This window comes from Streptomyces aurantiacus (genome assembly GCF_001418335.1).
Classification (GTDB): domain Bacteria; phylum Actinomycetota; class Actinomycetes; order Streptomycetales; family Streptomycetaceae; genus Streptomyces; species Streptomyces aurantiacus.
Genome location: NZ_LIPP01000025.1, coordinates 7725 through 23888 on the forward strand (window position 1 = coordinate 7725; position 16164 = coordinate 23888).

12 protein-coding genes and 1 pseudogene are annotated in these 16164 nt (G+C 70.8%); 3 read left to right on the forward strand and 10 right to left on the reverse strand.

All coding sequences use genetic code 11. The annotated features are described in order from the left end of the window. Window positions 1-122: 122 nt before the first annotated feature. From AOK01_RS03360 to AOK01_RS03375, 5 genes are all read right to left on the reverse strand, one after another. On the reverse strand, window positions 123-1820 hold the full coding sequence (locus tag AOK01_RS03360; RefSeq protein ID WP_055508191.1) for a nitrite/sulfite reductase: 1698 nt from the start codon (window positions 1818-1820) through the stop codon (window positions 123-125). A 186-nt stretch (window positions 1821-2006) separates the two neighbouring features. Then, window positions 2007-2090 carry a putative leader peptide gene (locus AOK01_RS46400; RefSeq protein ID WP_349817346.1) on the reverse strand — a complete coding sequence of 28 codons (84 nt, stop codon included), beginning with the start codon at window positions 2088-2090 and terminating at the stop codon, window positions 2007-2009. Between the two features lie 127 nt (window positions 2091-2217). Next, window positions 2218-2787: a GNAT family N-acetyltransferase gene (locus AOK01_RS03365; RefSeq protein ID WP_055508193.1), complete on the reverse strand. Its 570-nt coding sequence runs from the start codon at window positions 2785-2787 to the stop codon at window positions 2218-2220. A 73-nt stretch (window positions 2788-2860) separates the two neighbouring features. Next, window positions 2861-4264: a hypothetical protein gene (locus AOK01_RS03370; protein WP_055508195.1), complete on the reverse strand. Its 1404-nt coding sequence runs from the start codon at window positions 4262-4264 to the stop codon at window positions 2861-2863. A gap of 374 nt (window positions 4265-4638) precedes the next feature. Next, complete coding sequence (locus tag AOK01_RS03375) at window positions 4639-6288, reverse strand: acyl-CoA dehydrogenase family protein (RefSeq protein ID WP_055508197.1); 1650 nt, start codon at window positions 6286-6288, stop codon at window positions 4639-4641. Window positions 6289-6443: 155 nt separating this feature from the next. On the opposite strand from AOK01_RS03375, the gene AOK01_RS03380 reads away from it, so the two are divergent. Both AOK01_RS03380 and AOK01_RS03385 read left to right on the forward strand, forming a co-directional pair. Next, window positions 6444-7607, forward strand: a complete 1164-nt coding sequence (locus tag AOK01_RS03380) for a YihY/virulence factor BrkB family protein (protein ID WP_055508200.1) — start codon at window positions 6444-6446, stop codon at window positions 7605-7607. Beyond that, the gene (locus AOK01_RS03385; RefSeq protein ID WP_055508202.1) at window positions 7604-8323 is read left to right on the forward strand and encodes a helix-turn-helix domain-containing protein; all 720 of its coding nucleotides are present in this window, start codon (window positions 7604-7606) and stop codon (window positions 8321-8323) included. The genes AOK01_RS03380 and AOK01_RS03385 overlap by 4 nt, the downstream gene beginning before the upstream one ends. Window positions 8324-8397: 74 nt before the next feature. On the opposite strand, the gene AOK01_RS03390 is transcribed toward AOK01_RS03385, so the two are convergent. The 5 genes from AOK01_RS03390 to AOK01_RS03410 all read right to left on the reverse strand — a co-directional run bounded on the left by AOK01_RS03390 (window position 8398) and on the right by AOK01_RS03410 (window position 15857). Further along, entirely contained in the window at window positions 8398-8814 is a 417-nt protein-coding gene (locus tag AOK01_RS03390) for a VOC family protein (RefSeq protein WP_055508204.1), read from the reverse strand. Between the two features lie 73 nt (window positions 8815-8887). Further along, on the reverse strand, window positions 8888-9916 hold the full coding sequence (locus tag AOK01_RS03395; RefSeq protein ID WP_055508218.1) for a LacI family DNA-binding transcriptional regulator: 1029 nt from the start codon (window positions 9914-9916) through the stop codon (window positions 8888-8890). 230 nt (window positions 9917-10146) lie between these two features. Beyond that, on the reverse strand, window positions 10147-11940 hold the full coding sequence (locus tag AOK01_RS03400; RefSeq protein WP_055508206.1) for a ThuA domain-containing protein: 1794 nt from the start codon (window positions 11938-11940) through the stop codon (window positions 10147-10149). 16 nt (window positions 11941-11956) lie between these two features. Further along, window positions 11957-14818 carry a PQQ-dependent sugar dehydrogenase gene (locus tag AOK01_RS03405; protein WP_055508208.1) on the reverse strand — a complete coding sequence of 954 codons (2862 nt, stop codon included), beginning with the start codon at window positions 14816-14818 and terminating at the stop codon, window positions 11957-11959. Between the two features lie 475 nt (window positions 14819-15293). Then, window positions 15294-15857, reverse strand: a complete 564-nt coding sequence (locus AOK01_RS03410; RefSeq protein WP_079103140.1) for a prolyl oligopeptidase family serine peptidase — start codon at window positions 15855-15857, stop codon at window positions 15294-15296. Between AOK01_RS03410 and AOK01_RS03415 the strand changes: the two are divergent. Beyond that, window positions 15756-16079 (forward strand): annotated as a pseudogene (locus tag AOK01_RS03415) (TerD family protein); the annotation flags it as partial. The gene AOK01_RS03410 and the pseudogene AOK01_RS03415 sit on opposite strands and share 102 nt — an antisense overlap. Window positions 16080-16164 lie beyond the last annotated feature (85 nt).

Consider the following 16164-nt stretch of genomic DNA (forward strand, 5'->3'; position numbering starts at 1 on the left):
GAGGAACTTCAACTGGAAGGCTCGATTGCATGCCGCGCATTCCCAGGCGCCGTGCCCCTGCTCCCCGGGGCGCAGGTCCTCGTCACCGCAGTAGGGGCAGTAGAAGGGCGCCGCACGCTCACTCACGACAGGGCCTCCTCGGAAGCGCGGGTGGCCCAGGCCGCGAAGCGCTCGCCGTCCTCGCGCTCCTCCTCGAAGCGCTTCAGCACCCGCTCGATGTAGTCGGGCAGGTCGTCCGACGTGACCTTCAGGCCACGGACCTTGCGGCCGAAGCCGGCTTCGAGTCCGAGCGCGCCGCCCAGGTGCACCTGGTAGCCCTCGACCTGGTTGCCCGTGCTGTCCAGCATCAACTGGCCCTTGAGACCGATGTCCGCGACCTGGATACGGGCGCAGGCGTTCGGGCAGCCGTTGATGTTGATGGTGATGGGCTCTTCGAACTCGGGGATGCGGCGCTCCAGTTCGTCGATCAGCGCGGCGCCCCGGGCCTTGGTCTCGACGATGGCGAGCTTGCAGTACTCGATGCCGGTGCAGGCCATGGTGCCGCGCCGGAAGGTGGACGGCGTGACCTTCAGGTCGAGCGCCTCCAGGCCCGCGACGAGAGAGTCGATCTGCTCCTGCTCGACGTCGAGCACGATCATCTTCTGCTCGGCGGTGGTGCGCAGGCGCCCGGAGCCGTGCGCCTCGGCCAGTTCGGCGATCTTCGTGAGCGTGGCGCCGTCCACGCGGCCCACGCGCGGGGCGAAGCCGACGTAGTAGCGGCCGTCCTGCTGCCGGTGCACGCCGACGTGGTCGCGCCAGCGGGCGAGCGGCTGGTCCGGGGCCGGGCCGTCGACGAGCTTGCGCTTCAGGTACTCGTCCTCCAGGACCTGGCGGAACTTCTCGATGCCCCAGTCGGCGATCAGGAACTTCAGTCGGGCGCGCGTGCGCAGGCGCCGGTAGCCGTAGTCGCGGAAGATCGACAGGACGCCCACGTGGACGTCGGCCACCTCGTCGAGCGGCACCCACGCCCCGACGCGCTGGCCGATCTTCGGGTTGGTGGAGAGGCCGCCGCCGACCCACAGGTCGAAGCCGGGGCCGTGCTCCGGGTGGTTCACGCCGACGAACGCGACGTCGTTGATCTCGTGCGCCACGTCGAGGAGCGGCGATCCCGAGACCGCGGTCTTGAACTTGCGGGGCAGGTTCGAGAAGTCCTTGTTGCCGATGATCCGGCGGTGGATCTCCTCGATGGCGGGCGTGCCGTCGATGATCTCGTCCTCGGCGATGCCGGCGACGGGCGAGCCGAGGATCACGCGGGGGGTGTCACCGCAGGCCTCGGTCGTGGACAGCCCGACGGCCTCCAGGCGCTCCCAGATCTCCGGGACGTCCTCGATACGGATCCAGTGGTACTGGACGTTCTGCCGGTCGGTGAGGTCGGCGGTGCCGCGCGCGAACTCCTGCGAGATCTCACCGATGACGCGCAGCTGCTGGGTGGTGAGGCGTCCGCCGTCGATCCGCACCCGCAGCATGAAGTACTTGTCGTCCAGCTCCTCCGGCTCCAGGATCGCGGTCTTGCCGCCGTCGATCCCGGGCTTGCGCTGGGTGTAGAGGCCCCACCAGCGCATCCGGCCGCGCAGGTCGTTGGGGTCGATCGAGTCGAAGCCCCGCTTGGAGTAGATGGTCTCAATACGTGTCCGTACGTTGAGACCGTCGTCGTCCTTCTTGAACTGCTCGTTGCCGTTGAGGGGGGTGAAGTGACCCACGGCCCACTGACCCTCACCGCGGTGACGGCTCACCTTGCGGCGGGGCGCGGCGGCAGCGGGATTCTGTGGCGTGGCGGCCATGGTTTCTACGTCCTTCGGGACCGGCGGATGCGGCTCTGACCTACGCGTACGGGCACACGGCGCACACAGGGCACACATGTCGCATACGGGCGTACGTGCGCGTCGTTGCGCAAGTCGAGACAAGGGGGATGTCGGCGGTGCTGGGCACGGGGCCAAAAGCCTTGGTGCGGGCCCTGGTGCGGTGGTTCAGCGAACCGGACAGATGGCGCTGGACATGCGGCCGAGGTCGACGTGCCGCCGACTCACCAAGGCAATTCCAGTTCCAGACATGACGGAAGCGTGTCACGGCGATCTGGACACAGTCCAGCTTCGTCCAGGATGCGGACACCCTTGTCCCGATATGTGGGACGAGGGTGCTGTCGGTCACAGGCTCCGGCCCGGACCACGTCCTGCCAGGTCAGCCGACCTGTGCCCCCGGCCAGGGCCCGGGAGTGGTCACGTCCGGCTCCTCCTCCACCCTGGTGTCGAAGAGCTTGAAGCCGCGGCGCAGGTAGTTGTCCATCGCGTGCTCCCCGTCCTTGCTGCATGTATGCAACCAGACGCGCTTCGTCGGCGCCCGCCCCGGCCGGCGGTCGGCCAGGTCCCACGCCCGCGCGACGCCGTACGAGAGGAGGTGGCCGCCGATGCGCCGGCCGCGAAAGGCCGGGATCAGCCCGAAGTAGAGGATTTCCACGACACCGTCGTCCTGCGACTCCAGCTGGACATATCCGGCGGGCGTCCCGCGGTCGTAGGCGACCCAGGTCTCCACGCCCGGCCGCTCCAGCTCCTCCTGCCACTGCGCGTACGTCCAGCCGAGCCGGTCCGTCCAGCGGATGTCCCCGCCGACGGCGCAGTACAGGAAGCGGCTGAACTCGGCTGAGGGCACCTCGGCGCGGACGACGCGGACATCCCCGTCGGGGGCGGCGGCGGGCAGCAGGTCGGCCGGGGAGGTCTGCTCCAGGGACCAGGTGGTCACAGCGATGCTCATGCGGCTCAGCGAACCACGGAGGCCGGCTCCCCTCCAAGGCGGGGCCGCCTCCGTGAAGTACCTGCCGGGCGGGTCACTGCACCGAGTCGTCGACCGCCGACAGCGGGACCGCGTACAGCACCCGCTCCGGGATCGCCGGGGGCTTCCACTTGTTGTCCTTGTCGGCCGCCCACTCGGTGAGCGTCCACAGCTCGCCGGTCTCCTGCCAGTAGGACAGGGACTCGGTGTGCTGTCCCCAGCAGGCGTACGTCCCGCCGGACCCGCACTGGGCGGCCTTGGCGGCGCTCTCGTTCTGCCGCCAGAGCGTGCCGTGCCGGTCGCGGCTGCCCGAGGAGTAGCCCGTGTACCAGTCGGCCTTGCTCGCCCCGCTCGGTTTGTGCGAGAGGACGCCCTGCAGCCCGACGGCCTCGGTCTCGTACGCCTCGTCGGCGTTCACGAGGTTGCGGGCGTCGCTGCCGAGCAGGCCCGAGCGGTCGCTCGCGGTGCTGTAGTGGTAGCGCCAGACGCGGGCCGGCTCCGTACCGTCGGAGCTGAACGACTCGTTCGCGACGAGGCTGTCCGGTGTCGAGGTGCGGTCGAGCGAGATCGACCCGAAACAGGGGCGCGCGTTGTTGTTCCGCGCGTCGCAGGCCCCGCCGGTGAGGTTGTACGAGCCCGTCGCCGGCATCACGTACTGGTAGCCGCGTGCCGACCAGCCGTCGCCCACCTTGCCGACCTCGGCGCTGTCGACGTCGGCCCTCAGGATGCGGTTCATGTCGAAGACGAACAGGGCGTTGTCGTGGTCGGCGCCGTTCTTCGCGGTGACGATCAGCTTGTCCTGGTACCAGACCATGCCGCCGAGGTGGGAGCGGACGGCTCCGAAGTCCTTGCCACCGGCGAGCGGCGCGACCAGCAGGACCCAGCGGTACTTGAGGTTCTTCGGGTCGTTCGCGTCGATGAAGGCGACCTTGGCAAGGCCCTTGTCGGCCGCGGGCTCGCCCGCCTTGTGGTCGTTGTGGGTCCAGCCGGCCAGGATCACCCGGTCGGGACCCCACTTGCCGTCGTTGTCGGCGTCCCCGGACGTGGTGACGGACTGCGGCAGCCACTTCTGCGTCGTGGCGTCCCCGCTGTCCCAGCAGTACGCGCGGGAGGCGGCCGGCTCGACGGGCAGGGCCGCCGACTCGGTGGCGGCGCAGTCGGCCTTGTTGCGCATCGGGTGGTTGGCGCTCCTGAGGACGGAGTCGACCCCGACGGTCCCGCCCATGCCGCTCTGCAACGTGTCAAGGGTCGACTCGGCGACCAGGTTCTCGTGCAGCTGGAGCTTGTCCTTCTCGGACGACGAGGTGAGCTGCGTCAGGGGGCCGGGGTTGTCGCTGCCCGCGGCCTGCGAGGTGGTGATGATGGTGGCGGCGGCGGTGAGCGCGAGGGCGGCGCCGGACAGGGTGGCCCGCAGGACACGCCCCTTCGTCCGGCGGCGGTGTCTGCCTCGATGCGTCATAGGTCCTCCCGTCGGCGGCCAACTGCCTCCTGCGGTTCGGCGGTTGGGCCGAGAGGAGACGGATGTGGGGGGCCGTGTGTTGGATGGTACGTCAGAGGGCGGCGAGTCAGGCCGTATACCCCGTAATAGACCCCGTAACAGGCTCCGTGACAGGCCCCGTAATCGGTCCCCGGATCGTGCGGGCGGTCCGCCGACCGGTGGCTCGCCCCGCCCATCCGGACCGGCCCGACGCCCACGCCCACGCCCGTGGCCGTGACGCGTGACCGGAGCACTCAACTCCCTGCAGCCCTGGCAAACCGCCCCTGTCCGGCCAGGACTTGGCCCACGCCGCCCTGCGCGGCACCACCCCCGTGCCGTAACGCCGTGCCGGGCGCTCAGGAGACGGGGCGTGCCCGCTCCACCACCGCGGCAAGGTCGAGGGTGTGCGGCAGCGTGCCCAGGGACGAGCCCCAGTCCCCGCCCAGCCGTGAGGCGCAGAACGCGTCGGCGACCTCCGGCGGCGCGAAGCGGACCAGCAGCGAACCCTGCAGCACCACGGCGATCCGCTCGACGAGGCGCCGGGCGCGCCCCTCGACACCGCCCAGATCGGCGAGTTCGGTCAGCAGGCTCTTGATCGCCCCGTCCAGCCGGTGATCGGCGCCACGGGCGAGCCCGACCTCCTGGAGGTACGCGTTCAGGGCGGCCGGCTCCCGGTGCAGGGCCCGCACCACATCGAGGGCCTGCACGTTGCCCGCGCCCTCCCAGATCGAGTTGAGCGGCGACTCGCGCAGCAGCCGCGGCATGCCGGACTCCTCCACGTACCCGTTGCCGCCCAGACACTCCAGGGCTTCCACCACGACCGGGGTGCACCGCTTGGTCACCCAGTACTTCGCCGCGGGCACCGCGAGCCGCAGGAAGGCCCGCTCCTGCTCGCCGCCGTGGTCGTACGCGGCGGCCAGCCGCAGCGCGAGGGCCGTCGCCGCCTCGGACTCCAGGGCCAGGTCCGCCAGCACGTTCCTCATCAGCGGCTTGTCGACCAGCCTGCCGCCGAACGCCTCCCGGTACGTGCAGTGGTGCACGGCCTGCGCGACGGCCTGCCGCATCAGCCCCGCCGAGCCGAGCACACAGTCGAGACGGGTCGCCGCGACCATCTCGATGATGGTGGGCACCCCGCGCCCCTCGTCGCCGACCCGGCGCGCCCAGGTCCCGTCGAACTCCACCTCGGCGGACGCGTTCGACCGGTTGCCCAGCTTGTCCTTCAGCCGCTGGATCCTGAACACGTTCCGCGTGCCGTCCGCGAGGACGCGCGGCACCAGGAAGCAGGTGAGACCCCCGCGCCCCTCGGAGGGGCCCGCCTGGGCCAGTACCAGGAAGCCGTCCGACATCGGCGCCGAGCAGAACCACTTGTGGCCCGTCAGCTCGTACGTCCCGTCCTCGGCGAGGGGCCGCGCGGCCGTCGTGTTCGCGCGGACGTCGCTGCCGCCCTGCTTCTCCGTCATGCCCATCCCGAAGAGCGCGCCCGCCTTCTGCGCGGCAGGCCGCAGGCCCTCGTCGTACACCAGGGACGTCAGCCGGGGCTCCCACTCGGCGGCGAGCGCCGGGTCGGTGCGCAGCGCGGGCACCGCCGCGTGCGTCATCGACAGCGGACAGCCGTTGCCCGCCTCGACCTGGCTCCAGACCAGGAAGCCGGCCGCGCGCCGCACATGCCCGCCGGGCCGCGTCCACGCCGCCGTCAGCCCCGCCGAGACGCCCTTGCCGAGCAGCCGGTGCCAGGACGGATGGAACTCGACCTCGTCGAGGCGCTCGCCGTAGCGGTCGTGGGTGAGCAGCTTCGGCGGGTTCTCGTTGGCCAGCGCCCCCCACTTCTGGACCTGCGCGGACCCCGAGGTGCGGCCCAGGGCCGACAGTTCGGAGCGCGCCTCGTCGAGGAGCGCGGGATCGAGATGCCGGTCGACCGCCTCCACGAGGGCCCGGTCGGCGCTGAAGAGGTCGTACGCGACCAGCGGCGGAGCCTGGTTGGTCACGGTGTGGGTGCTGGCTGCCATGCATCCGAACCTACCCGCGCTGCGGCGTTCGTCACCAAACTCCGGCGCACCGCCGGCACCCTCCGCACCCCTTGTACGCCCCGGCCCCGCCGCAATGGATCCGGCCATGGCCCGGGTGGATGAGCCGGGCCTCTCGCGGCGGATACCTTTAGGACGTGCAGCCAGTAAGTGAACCCCCTCAGAGGACGTCCGGTCGTCTCCACCGGGCGCGTGCGCTCTACCGGAATGTCTCGAAGCGCAGGACCACCTGGCTGCTGCTCAAGGACACCGTGAACTCGTGCGTCGAGTACCGCATCCTCGGACTCGCGGCGGAGGCGGCGTTCTTCACGCTGCTGTCCGTGCCACCCCTGTTGCTGAGCATGCTCGGCCTGCTGGTCTACGTCGACGACTGGACCGGCACCGACACCATCGCCAGCGTGGAGACCAACCTCCTGGAGGCCTCCCGCACGGTCCTGACCGACCGGGGCGTCGCACAGATCGCCGAGCCGCTCCTGCACGACGTGATGGAGGGCGGCCGTCCCGACGTCATCTCCCTGGGCTTCCTGTTCGCCCTGTGGTCCGGCTCGCGCGCGGTGAACGTCTTCATCGACACCATCACCGTGATGTACGGCCTCGACGGGGTGCGCGGCATCGTCAGGACCCGGCTGATGGCCTTCCTGCTCTTCCTCGTCGGCCTGCTGATCGGCTCCGTCGCCCTGCCGCTGATGGTCGCGGGTCCTGACGCGGTGGTGAACGTCGTGCCGTGGTCGACGACCGTCGTCCAAGTGCTGTACTGGCCCGTCGTCATCGTCCTGTCCGTCGTCTTTCTCACCACGCTGTATCACGTGTCAGTCCCGGTGCGCTCGCCGTGGATCGAGGACGTGCCCGGCGCGCTCGTGGCGCTCGCCATGTGGGTGCTAGGCAGCTTCCTGCTGCGCATCTATCTGATGAACACCGTCGAGGGCCCCACGATCTACGGCTCGCTGGCCGCGCCCGTCGCCGTGCTGCTGTGGATCGGCGTCGCCGCCTTCGGCGTGCTGGTGGGCGCGGCCGTCAACGCGGCCATCGACCGGGTCTGGCCGGCCGCCGCCACCGCGGCCGCCCGCGCCGTCAACGAGCGGCTGCGCGCCGAGCAGGCCGCCGACCTGGTGGCCCGCGCGGCGGCGGCCCGCGCCGCGCAGCTGGCGGACGCCGAGGACGACCCCGACGACCCGGACATGCCCTCCGAGTTCCCGGAACGCTGGTCCCGCTTCCTGCCGCCGGAGGACGTGACCTCCCGGCTGCGGACCCACGCCAAGGCCACCCCCAAGCACGGCGACGAGACACCCCCACCGCAGTGACGCGACGCCCGGTCCCAGGGACGGCGGCGTACGGGGAACGTGCGTCGCGGCTCACCGGCGCGGTCGTGTGGACCCGTACCGCCGGGCCCGGCGACACCGCCCCGGTGCTGCCCGACGGGTGCATGGACCTGCTGTGGACCGAGGGCCGGCTGTTCGTCGCGGGCCCCGACACCCGTGCGTACGTGGGCGACGACCCCGGCGGCCCGAAACGGTACGCGGGCATCCGCTTCTTCCCGGGCACCGCGCCCTCCTACCTCGGCGTACCCGCTCACGAACTGCGCGACCGGCGCGTCGACCTCGCCGATCTGTGGAGCGGTGCCGAGGTGCGGCGGCTGACCGGGCGGGTCGACGCGGCGCCGGATCCGTCGACGGCCCTGGAGGCGGTGGCTCTGGCCCGCGCGGCAGAGGCCGAGCCGCCCGACCCGCGGCTGCGGGCCGTCGTCGCGGCCCTGTCCGCGGGCCGGTCCGTCGCCTCGACCGCGGACGAGGCGGGCTGGAGCGAGCGGCAGCTGCACCGCCGCGCGCTGACCGCCTTCGGGTACGGGCCCAAGACCCTGGCCCGCGTCCTGCGCCTGCAGCGGGCGCTGGGACTGGTCCGGGGCGGGACGCCTCCGGCCGACGCGGCAGCCGTGGCGGGGTATGCCGACCAGGCCCATCTGGCACGCGAGGTACGGGAGTTGGCGGGGGCACCGCTGGGTGAGCTGCTGCGGCGTTGAGGTTGCCTGTTTTCAGGGGCGCGGGGAACCGCGCAATCTTTTGACGGTGCGACCGACCCGGTCAGCCGACCCGGTCAGCCGACCGGGTTCTGCGGGCTGTCGCCGAGGTGGGCGAAGAGGTCCACGCCGTTGCCGTCCGGGTCGTGGACGACCGCGTACCGCATGCCCCAGGGCGCGTCGAACGGCCCCAGCTCCGCCTCGTAGCCGGCGCCCGTCAGACCCTCGTACGTGGCGTCCACGTCCGCGGGACTGTCGCACAGGAAGGCCAGGCCGACCCGGCCCCCGCCCGCCGGTGGCCGCCAGCCGGGGTGGAACGAACGGATGGTGTCCTCCGTGTCGAGCGCGAAGCGCAGACCGCCGGGCAGCCGTGCCTCGACGTGCGGCGCGCTCTCGGCCCCCTCGGGGAACTCAAGACCGAGGCGGCGGTAGAAGGCGAGCGAGGCGGTCATGTCGGAGACGACGAGACCGATGAGATCGAATCGTGGAGTCATGGACTCACCGTAGGGACGGGGCCGGGCGCGGGTCTTGAAGGAATCGGACGTCCACGCGGCCGGAAACCGGGAATCAGCGCGGCCCGGTACTGGCCCGCACGACCAGCCGCGTCGACAACTCCGTGCGGACTCCCTCGGGCCGCTCACCGGCCATCATCCGCACCAGCAGGCGCAGTGCGGTCGCGGCCATCTCCGACAGCGGCTGACGGACGGTCGTCAGGGCCGGCGAGGCCCAGCGCGCCTCGGGCAGATCGTCGAAGCCCACCACACTGACATCGTCCGGCACGGACAACCCCCGCTCGGCAAGCGCCCGGTAGGCACCCAGGGCCATCCGGTCCGAGCAGACGAAGACGGCCGTGGGCGGCTCCGGCAGATCGAGCAACTCCAGCATCCCGCGGTGCCCGGAGACCTCGTCGAAACCGCCGTGGCGCAGGTACTCGGTCCGGTGACGCAGGCCCGCCGCCGCCAGCGCCGAGCGGTAGCCGGCCACGCGCGCGTTGCCGCACATCCTGCGGCGGGGGCCCGCGACGACGGCGACGCGCTCGTGGCCGAGCGAGAGCAGATGCTCGGTGGCGCTCACCCCGCCGTGCCAGTTGGCCGCGCCGACCGAGACGACACCCGACGGCGGTTCGAGCACCGGGTCGATCAGCACGAACGGGATGCGGTGCTGCTCCAGCCAGGCGTACTGGGCCGCGGACAGCTCGGCGAGATGGAACAGTGCCCCGGCACAGCCGCGTTCGGAGAGCTTGTCCAGCCAGTCACGTTCCGGACTGCCGCCCCGGGTGCGGGCCGGCCCCGCCGAGACCACCACCTCCAGGCCCGCGTCGTACGCTGCCTCCTCCACTCCGTGCAGGATCGCGCCCGACCAGGGGCTCTCCAGCGAGTGCACGACGAGATCGATCAGGCCGGGCGACTTCACCGTGTCGAACCGGGGCCGGCGCACGTAGCCCAGCCGGTCGAGGGCCTCCGTGACCCGGCGGCGGGTCTCCGGTGCCACGTCCTGACGGCCGTTGACCACCTTCGAGGCCGTGGGTACGGACACCCCCGCCGCACGGGCGACGACGGCGAGGGTCGGCCCCGCCACGCTCCCGGTCCGCACCATGAAGCCCACCTCTCCGGCCCCGTCCCGAGGGCCCGCGAAAGTTTCAAGTAGAAAGCGCTTCCTAAACGCTTCCTACAGTAAGGCCGCCCGAACTCACCGTGGAAGAGCGGGAACTCGGTGGAATTGCCCGGAGCCGAAACTCTCGAAATCCCGGACACGGCACGACCAGGCCCCNNGGGGCCTGGTCGTGCCGTGTCACGGGTGCGGGGAAGTGGGTGGTCGGTCGGTGCTTACGGCAGGGTCCATTTCTGGTTGGCGTTGGTGTGGCAGGTCCACAGGTGGACCGGGGTTCCGTCGTTCCAGGTGCCGCCGGAGGCGTCCAGGCACTTGCCGGACTGCGGGTTGCGGACCGTGCCGTCGGCCTGGGGCGTCCAGGACTGGGCGCCGGTGCCGTTGCACGTCCACAACTGGATCTTCGTGCCGTCGGCGCTGGCTCCGCCGGAGATGTCCAGGCACTTGCCCAGGGCTCGCAGTGTGCCGTCGCCGGGGACGGTCCACTTCTGGGCGTTGGAGCTGTTGCATGTCCAGATCTGGACCTTGGTGCCGTCGGCGGTCTGGGCGTTGTCCACGTCCAGGCACTTGCCGTTCACGCCCTTCACCTCGCCCGAGCGCGGTCCGGGGTTCTGCCCGCCGTCGCGCTTGACGCGGATGTTGCGGAAGGACACGTCGTCGCCGTCACCGTGGTTCTGGATGCCGATGTGCCCCTGCCGCAGGCTCCGTACGGGGTCGGTGTTGGTGAAGTCGTTGACCTTGCGGCCGTTGAGGAAGATCTCCAGCCGTTCGCCCGTGACCCGCAGTTCGTAGGTGTTCCACTCTCCCGGTGGATTCAGCGCGGCGTCCCGGGCGGCGAGGTCGGCGGACTTGTAGCCGTAGACGGAGCCCGTGGTGCGGTCGGCGGAGTCGGTGGCGTCGATCTGGATCTCGTAGCCGTTGTCCACCGCCGACCACGGGTCGTTGGAGGCCGGGAAGCCGATGAAGATGCCGGAGTTGTCGTCCCCGGCCATCCGCCAGTCGAGCTTGAGGGAGTAGTCGCCGGTGAGCTCCTGGCCGGAGTGCCAGAACAGGCCCATCCCGCCCACGGAGGTCAGGGTGCCGTCCGCGAGGCTGAACTGCCCCGGGCCCGCCTGCTGCCACCCGCTGGTGGACGAGCCGTCGAACAGCGGCGTGTAGCCGGTCTCCGGGCGGCAGTCGGCGTCGGTCATCCCGGCGGCCCAGCGGATGCCGCCGAGGAGGTGGCGCCGGAAGGCCGGATCGGCGTACGACTCCGCGGTGTGCCCGCCGCCGGTGTAGAAGGACCGGCCGCCCTGGTAGTCCTTGCACCAGGCGATCGGGTGGTCGCCGGACATGTTGCCGCCCGAGTAGCTGGACTCGTCGAGCGAGGCCAGGACGTGGGCGGTGGTGCGCGGGTTGGTGCGGTAGTTGTACCACTCGTCGGTGCGCTGCCAGCTGCTGCCCAGATGGGCGGTGGCGTCGTGCGCCCGGTCCTCCACCTTCACGGTGGCGGACTGGATGGCCGGATGCGAGTGGAAGAGCGCGCCGGCGAGGCCCTCGTAGAAGGGCCAGTCGTACTCGGTGTCGGCGGCGGCATGGATGCCGACGTATCCGCCGCCGCCCTTGACGTAACTCTCGAAGGCCGTCTGCTGGGTGGCGTCCAGCACGTCACCCGTCGTCGACAGGAAGACGACGCTCTTGTACTGGGCGAGGTTGCCGGTCGTGAAGGTCGCCGCGTCCTCGGTCGCGTCCACGGTAAAGTTGTTCGCGGTGCCCAGGCCGCGCAGGGCCGCGATGCCCTCGTCGATCGAGTCGTGGCGGAAGCCCGCCGTCTTCGAGAAGACGAGGATCTTGTACGCCGGGTCCGCCGCCACGAGGGGGCGTGCTTCGGCGGTTCCGGATCCGGTACCGGATCCGGTGACGGACTCGGTGACGGACTGGCTCACGGCGCCGGGCAGTGCCGTGGCCTGCGGGGCCAGACAGAGCGTGGCACCGACGAACAGGCCGAGGGCAGCTTTCAGATAAGTACGCATGTCGGTCTCCTCCCTCCTACGGCAGGGTCCATTTCTGGTTGGCGTTGGTGTGGCAGGTCCACAGGTGGACGGCGGTTCCGTCGTTCCAGGTGCCGCCGGACGCGTCGAGGCACTTGCCGGACTGCGGGTTGCGCACCGTGCCGTCGGACTGGGCCGCCCAGGTCTGGGCGCCCGAGCCGTTGCACGTCCACAGTTGGATCTTGGTGCCGTCGGCGCTGGCTCCGCCGGAGATGTCCAGGCACTTGCCCAGGGCACGTAGCGTGCCGTCGCCGGGGACGGTCCACGTCTGTGCGCCGGAGCTGTTGCAGGTCCAGATCTGGACCTTGGTGCCGTCGGTGGTCTGGGCGTTGTCCACGTCCAGGCACTTGCCGTTCACGCCCTTCACCACACCCGAGCGAGGTCCGGCGCCGCCGGAGGTGCTGAACGAGAACTCGTCCAGATCGAAGAGAGCGCCGCTGCCGCCCTTGAAGACGAGGTAGAGGGAGGTGGAGCCGGTGGGCTGGTTGCTCAGTGCGGCCGTCACGTCCTGGAAGGTCTCCCACCCGCCGGTCACCGGCACGGTCGCCGTGCCGAGCAGGGTGCCGGTCGTCGATCCGGCGCGGACCTCGATGGTGCCGCCCGCGCCCGCCGAGGAGACCCGCGCGGTGAACCGGGCCGCGTTGCCGAGGGCGTACGGCTTGAAGGAGATCCAGTCGCCGTTCTCGATGTTGCCGACGGTCTTCCCGCCGTGTGCGGGAGTGTGGGTGACGACGTCGACGCCGGCGGAGTCGCCGTAGTGCTCGCCCTGCCGGTGGCTGGGCTGGGCGACCCGCTGGGCGTGCGAGGTCAGCGCGGGCTGGCCGCCGGCGCCCTTGTCGGTGTACTCGGCGTCGACCACGCCGAAGATGTTGGCGTTGGGGTCGTGCTCGCCGTCCGCGAGGGTCTGGAGCGTGCCCTCGCATCCGGTGGTCGAGGTCTGCGGATGGCCGTGGCTGTCGTGTCCGACGATGAAGGTGACCTTCACCTTGGAGCAGTCGATCGTGCCGTCCTCGGGGTCGGTCACCGTCACCTTGAACGGGATGGCGGAGCCGAAGTCGTGGATGCTGCCGTCCACGGGCAGGTCGAGCCGCACCGTGGGCGCGGTGTTCCCCACCGTGACCTGTACGGAGGCCGACGCGGTCTTGCCGGTGGTGTCCTTGACCGTCAGCGTGGCCGTGTACTGGCCGTTGGTCGTGTAGGTGTGGGAGGGGTTGGCGGCGGTGGAGGTGGCGCCGTCGCCGAAGTTCCAGGCATAGGTGAGGCTGTCGCCGTCCGGGTCGGCGCTGCCGGCCGAGGAGAACGAGACGGCCAGGGGCGCCTTGCCCGAGGTGACGTCGGCCTTCGCCTGCGCGGTCGGCGCGAGCCCGTCGACGACGTGCTCGATGCGGTACAGGGCGGAGTTCGCGTCGCCGTTGAAGTAACCGGTGCCGTAGTCGAGGACGTACAGGGCGCCGTCGGGGCCGAAGGCCATGTCCATCACCTGGGTACCGGTCCAGGGGAAGGAGTTGATGGACTGCACGGTGCCGTCGGTGCCGGCCTCGATGCGCTTGATCCAGCGCCGGCCGAACTCCCCGGCGAAGAAGTCGCCGTCGTACTCCTGCGGGAACTTGACCTCGGAGGTGGAGGCGGCGTCGTAACGGTAGACCGGGCCGCCCATCGGGGACTCCGAGCCGTTGCCGAACTCCGGCACGGACGCGCCGTCGTAGGGAATCCAGGCGGGCTGGACGGCGGGCAGGGTGGTGAGGCCGGTGTTGCGCGGTGAGTTGTTCGTGGGCGCCGAGCAGTTGAAGGCGGCACCGGAGGCGCCGGTGGCGAAGTTGTAGTCCGTGTAGGCGTCGGTGTCACCGGTGCAGTACGGCCAGCCGAAGTTGCCGGCCTTGGTGATCCGGTTGAACTCCACCTGCCCGCCGGGTCCGCGCGTGGGGCTCGCGCTGCCGGCGTCGGGGCCGTAGTCGCCGAGGTAGACGATGCCCGTGGCCTTGTCGACGGTCATGCGGAAGGGGTTGCGGAAGCCCATCGCGTAGATCTCGGGACGGGTCTTGGCGGTGCCGGCCGGGAAGAGGTTGCCGCTCGGGATCGCGTACGATCCGTCGGCGTTGACCTTGATCCGCAGGACCTTGCCGCGCAGGTCGTTGGTGTTGCCCGCGGAACGCTGGGCGTCGAAGGCGGGGTTGCGGGTGGAGCGCTCGTCGATCGGGGTGTAGCCGTCCGAGGCGAACGGGTTGCTGTCGTCGCCGGTGGACAGGTACAGGTTTCCGGCCGCGTCGAAGTCGATGTCGCCGCCCACGTGGCAGCAGATGCCGCGGGAGGCCGGCACGTCGAGGATCTTCTTCTCGCTGCCGAGATCGAGGGTGCCGTCGGTCTTCAGGGCGAACCGGGACAGCCGGTTGACCCCGTCGAAGGGGGTGAAGTCGGAGGCCGCGCCGTCGGACGGGGCGTCACCGTCCGGCGTGCTGAGCTTGGGAGCGTAGTAGAGGTAGACGTACCGGTTGGACGTGAAGCCGGGGTCCACGGCGACGCCTTGCAGGCCTTCCTCGTCGTGGCTGTAGACGTCCAGCCGGCCCGCGACGCTGGTGGTCCCCGCGGCGTTCGTCAGCCGGAGCGTGCCGTCCCGGGCGGTGTGCAGGACCGAGCGGTCCGGCAGCACCGCCATGGTCATGGGCTCGCCCGTCTCGGCCACGCCCTTGGCGAGTGTGACCTGCTGGAACTCGACGGCGGCCGCTTCGGCGGACGCCTTGGGTTCGGCGACTGGATCCACGGGCTGCTGGGCGGCGGCCGGGTACACGGGCAGCAGACACCCGAAGACGCAGGCCACGGCGGTCAACAGATAACGGACACGTCTGTGTCTGAGCGGTTTCATGCGCACAGAGGTCTCCCAATGTGGGGTGGGATGACGGCAGCCCTCGCCGGACTGCCAAGCGGTGCACAGGCGCGCGCCGTCGCGCCGTCCTTGACCGGTCGCGGCTCTATGACCGGTTCATTTCAAGGAAGTTAGCGACCTTTGTTGAGCTCCGTAACCCATTACGCACAAGATCTCGGCACTTTTTCCCCACGCGGGACAAAGTGGGGGTCCGGCTCGGCTGCGCGACGCCTTCCTCGCCACGACGGCCGACCTCGGATCTCGACTACGACCAGAGGCGCGACCATGCCGCCGACCGCGCTGCGCAGCCGCCCCCTTGCAGCCGCCCCCTTGCAGCCGTCCATCGCTGCCAGGAAGCCGGCCTGCTCCCTGTCCGGAGGGACGCTGGACGCCAAGGTGTCCTGGCCTTCTGTGCGTGCGGCCGGTGCGCTGCGGCCCGGCCGGACGGGCGGTCTTCCGCAGGCCGGCTGGTGCCTCAGGTGGAAGAGACGTGTGTGACGGTTCGGGGAGGTGGAGTGTCCGCGTCGGCGGCTGCGGGGTGCAGGCCGGTGTGGGTGGCGAGGAAGGTGATGATGTCGGTGAGTGTCTCGCGTGCTGTTGTGCTGTCGGTGGGGCCGTGGCCGGCGTCGGGTTGCCTGCGGAGCAGGATCGGGCGGTCGCTGGTGGTGGCGTGTTGGAGTGCGGCACACATTTTGCGGGGGTGGGCGTCGCCGGTGCGTTCGTCGGTGACGGCTCCGGCGAGGAGGACCGCGGGGTAGTCGGTGCCGGGTCGGACGTGGTGGTAGGGCGAGTAGCTGAGGAGCCAGGCGAGTTGTTCCGGGTCGCTCGCGGTGCCGAATTCGTCCGTCCAGGTGTGGCCGATGCCGAACTGTTCGTAGCGGACCATGTCGCACAGGGGGCCGCTGGCGAGGGCCGCCGCGTAGAGATCGGGGCGTTGGGTGAGGGCGGCGGTGACGACGAGGTGATCGTCGTCGACCTCGGCCGTCTCCCCCAGGAGGTCACCGGCCTGGTCTTCACGGTGAACTCGTTCTCCGGCCAGAAGTTCACCGAGGTCGCCAAGGCCTACTGCCGCCTCCTGGACGCCGCCACGGGCGAGGAACTGGTCCGCTTCGACCTCACCACCGCGGAGCCCCAGACCGGCGTCATGATGGCCAAGCTCATCAAGCAGTTCTCCGGCGAATGGGAGATGACGGCCCTGGGCAACTTCGTCAAGTCCCGCACGGTCCGAGGAATGGTCAAACCGTCGGCCCAGTCACTCTGACACCAGCCCCCAGCCCCCACCCGGGGAGAGCCACCCCCAGGAACGCGCAGCCGGGGACTCAACCGGGGGCGGGGCCGTGCCGGTG

Excerpts from the sequence above, each read along its gene's own strand:
- AOK01_RS03360 (WP_055508191.1), bottom strand. The coding sequence starts at position 1,820 with ATGGCCGCCACGCCACAGAATCCCGCTGCCGCCGCGCCCCGCCGCAAG.
- AOK01_RS46400 (WP_349817346.1), bottom strand. The coding sequence starts at position 2,090 with ATGTCTGGAACTGGAATTGCCTTGGTGAGTCGGCGGCACGTCGACCTC.
- AOK01_RS03365 (WP_055508193.1), bottom strand. The coding sequence starts at position 2,787 with ATGAGCATCGCTGTGACCACCTGGTCCCTGGAGCAGACCTCCCCGGCC.
- AOK01_RS03370 (WP_055508195.1), bottom strand. The coding sequence starts at position 4,264 with ATGACGCATCGAGGCAGACACCGCCGCCGGACGAAGGGGCGTGTCCTG.
- AOK01_RS03375 (WP_055508197.1), bottom strand. The coding sequence starts at position 6,288 with ATGGCAGCCAGCACCCACACCGTGACCAACCAGGCTCCGCCGCTGGTC.
- AOK01_RS03390 (WP_055508204.1), bottom strand. The coding sequence starts at position 8,814 with ATGACTCCACGATTCGATCTCATCGGTCTCGTCGTCTCCGACATGACC.
- AOK01_RS03395 (WP_055508218.1), bottom strand. The coding sequence starts at position 9,916 with ATGGTGCGGACCGGGAGCGTGGCGGGGCCGACCCTCGCCGTCGTCGCC.
- AOK01_RS03400 (WP_055508206.1), bottom strand. The coding sequence starts at position 11,940 with ATGCGTACTTATCTGAAAGCTGCCCTCGGCCTGTTCGTCGGTGCCACG.
- AOK01_RS03405 (WP_055508208.1), bottom strand. The coding sequence starts at position 14,818 with ATGAAACCGCTCAGACACAGACGTGTCCGTTATCTGTTGACCGCCGTG.